Genomic DNA, 2,414 nt, shown 5'->3' on the forward strand with positions numbered 1-2,414 from the left:
GTGTGCGTGGCGGGTGGCGGGTGGCGGGTGGTGCGTGCTGCCCGGAGCTCAGCCGGTCCCGTCCGGCCGCTGTTCCCCGTCCACCGGGCTGCCGCCGTCCACCGGGCTGCCGCCGTCCACCGGGCCGCCGCTGTCCGTCCGGCCGCCGTCGGCGAGCAGGCGGCACGCGGTCGCGATGTCCGTGTGCGCCTCCTCCAGGGTGGCGTTGCCCGAGAGCCAGCTGATCAGCGCCGAGTGCCAGGTGTGCTGCACGACGCGCACGGCGCTGAGCCGCCCCGGCACCTCCTCCACGGGCAGCGCGGTGGCGTCGAGGAGGATCTCGGTGGTGAGGCGGGAGACCTCGCGGACCTCCTCCCGCGCGGAGCGGTCCGCGAAGAGCAGGGCTCGCATCATCGCCTCGGCCAGGCGCGGTTCGCGCTGGTGGGCGCGGAAGGCCCGCATCAGGGTCCGGTAGAGGCGGTCCCCGGGGTCCCGTTCGGTCAGGGGGCGTTCGCGCAGCGTGGAGTGCAGTTGCCGCAGCTGGTCCTGGAGCACCCCGATCAGCAGGTGGACCTTGGAGGGGAAGTAGCGGTAGAGGGTGCCGAGGGCGACCTGCGAGGTGTCGGCGACCTCCCGCATCTGAACCGCGTCGAAGCCGCCGGACGCGGCCAGCGTCGTGGCCGCGTCCAGGATGCGGCGGCGCCGGGCCCGCTGCCGGGCGGTGCGCGCCGGCGCGGATGCCTGCGGCACCTGTTGTTCTGTCGCCATCTGGGCGGCTCCGAACCGGGAGTGGTGGGTGCGACGCGTGACAGAGCCTAGCGTCTGACGCCTGCGCCGGCGGGGTTCGGGCGCTGGGGTACCGTGGCGCGAATCACCCGCCGCGAGAGCCGGCCGGCCGGTCCGGGCCGATATCTTCGTACCCACGGGTAGCCGGAAGAACGAGAACTTGTTCCAGCCGCAATCGGGCGGTTACGCTCCAGCGCACAGCCGAGAGGGGAGCGGGCGTGACCGCAGGATCAGGGGCGGACGAGCCGCTGAACATCGCGTTCCTCAGCTACAAGGGCAACCCCTTCTGCGGCGGCCAGGGCGTCTACGTCCGCCACCTCTCGCGGGAGATCGCCCGCCTGGGCCACCGGGTCGAGGTCATCGGCGCCCAGCCCTACGCCGTCCTCGACGACCAGCCCGGCGTCACCCTGACCGAGCTTCCGAGTCTGGACCTCTACCGCGAGCCCGACCCGTTCCGCACCCCGCGTCCGGGGGAGTACCGGGACTGGGTCGACGCCGTCGAGGTCGCCACCATGTGGACCGGCGGATTCCCCGAGCCGCTGACCTTCTCGCTGCGCGCGCGCCGTCATCTGGCGTCACGGCGCGCCGAGTTCGACGTCGTGCACGACAACCAGACGCTGGGCTACGGGCTGTTGGGCCTGGAACGGTACGGCCTCCCGCTGGTCACCACCGTGCACCACCCGATCACCGTGGACCGGCGACTGGACCTCGCGGCGGCCGGATCACTCAAACGCCGCCTCTCCACGCGGCGTTGGTACGGCTTCACCCGGATGCAGAAACGTGTCGCCCGCCGGCTCCCCTCGGTCGTCACCGTCTCCGGCTCCTCCCGCGCCGAGATCATCGACGACCTGGGCGTGCGTCCGCACCGCGTCCACGTGGTGCCGATCGGCGCCGACGCGCGTGTCTTCCGTCCCGACCCGTCGGTGCCGAAGGTGCCCGGACGGATCGTCACCACCGCCAGCGCCGACGTCCCGCTCAAGGGCCTGGTCCATCTCGTCGAGGCGCTGGCCTCCGTCCGCGCCGACCACCCCGGGGCCCACCTGGTCGTCGTCGGCACCCGCCCCGAGCGAGGTCCGGTGGCCGACGCGCTCACCGGACTCGGCGTCGGGACGGCCGTGCGGTTCGTCAAGGGCATCTCCGACGCCGAACTCGCCGACCTGGTCCGCAGCGCCGAGGTCGCCTGCGTCCCCTCCCTCTACGAAGGCTTCTCGCTGCCCGCCGCCGAGGCGATGGCCACCGGAACGCCCCTGGTGGCGACCACCGGCGGAGCCATCCCCGAAGTGGCCGGACGCGACGGCGAGACCTGCCTGGCCGTCGAGCCCGGTGACTCCGCCGCGCTGGCAGCCGCCCTCGGCCGCCTCCTCGGCGACGCCGGACTGCGCGCCCGCCTCGGTGCAGCCGGCCGCGAACGGGTGCTCTCCCGCTTCACCTGGGAGCAGGCGGCGCACGGCACCGTCGAGCGCTACCGGGCCGCCATCGCGGACCAGCGCGCCGAGGCGAGGACCGGAGCGGCCGGGCCCGACCCCGGCGGACATCCGGCCCGTCCCTCGCGGCCCTCGACCGCCGCCCCGGCGCCACGCACCGCGGCAACGGTCCCCACCACCGTCGTTCCCCGGCCGGTGGCCGCCGGTGACACCACCACCCCCGAC

At 74.3% G+C, this 2,414-nt stretch carries 2 protein-coding genes; one reads left to right on the forward strand and one right to left on the reverse strand.

The features are described from left to right. Window positions 1–48: 48 nt before the first annotated feature. Complete coding sequence (locus tag E0D90_RS25040; protein WP_130800205.1) at window positions 49–747, reverse strand: TetR family transcriptional regulator; 699 nt, start codon at window positions 745–747, stop codon at window positions 49–51. A gap of 236 nt (window positions 748–983) precedes the next feature. Between E0D90_RS25040 and E0D90_RS25045 the strand changes: the two genes are divergently transcribed. After that, window positions 984–2,414: glycosyltransferase family 4 protein (locus E0D90_RS25045; RefSeq protein WP_174856262.1), on the forward strand; the 1,431-nt coding region annotated here is incomplete at its 3' end.

It is taken from the genome of Streptomyces otsuchiensis (genome assembly GCF_004305975.1).
Taxonomy (GTDB): Bacteria; Actinomycetota; Actinomycetes; order Streptomycetales; family Streptomycetaceae; genus Streptomyces; species Streptomyces otsuchiensis.

Excerpts from the sequence above, each read along its gene's own strand:
- E0D90_RS25040 (WP_130800205.1), bottom strand. The coding sequence starts at position 747 with ATGGCGACAGAACAACAGGTGCCGCAGGCATCCGCGCCGGCGCGCACC.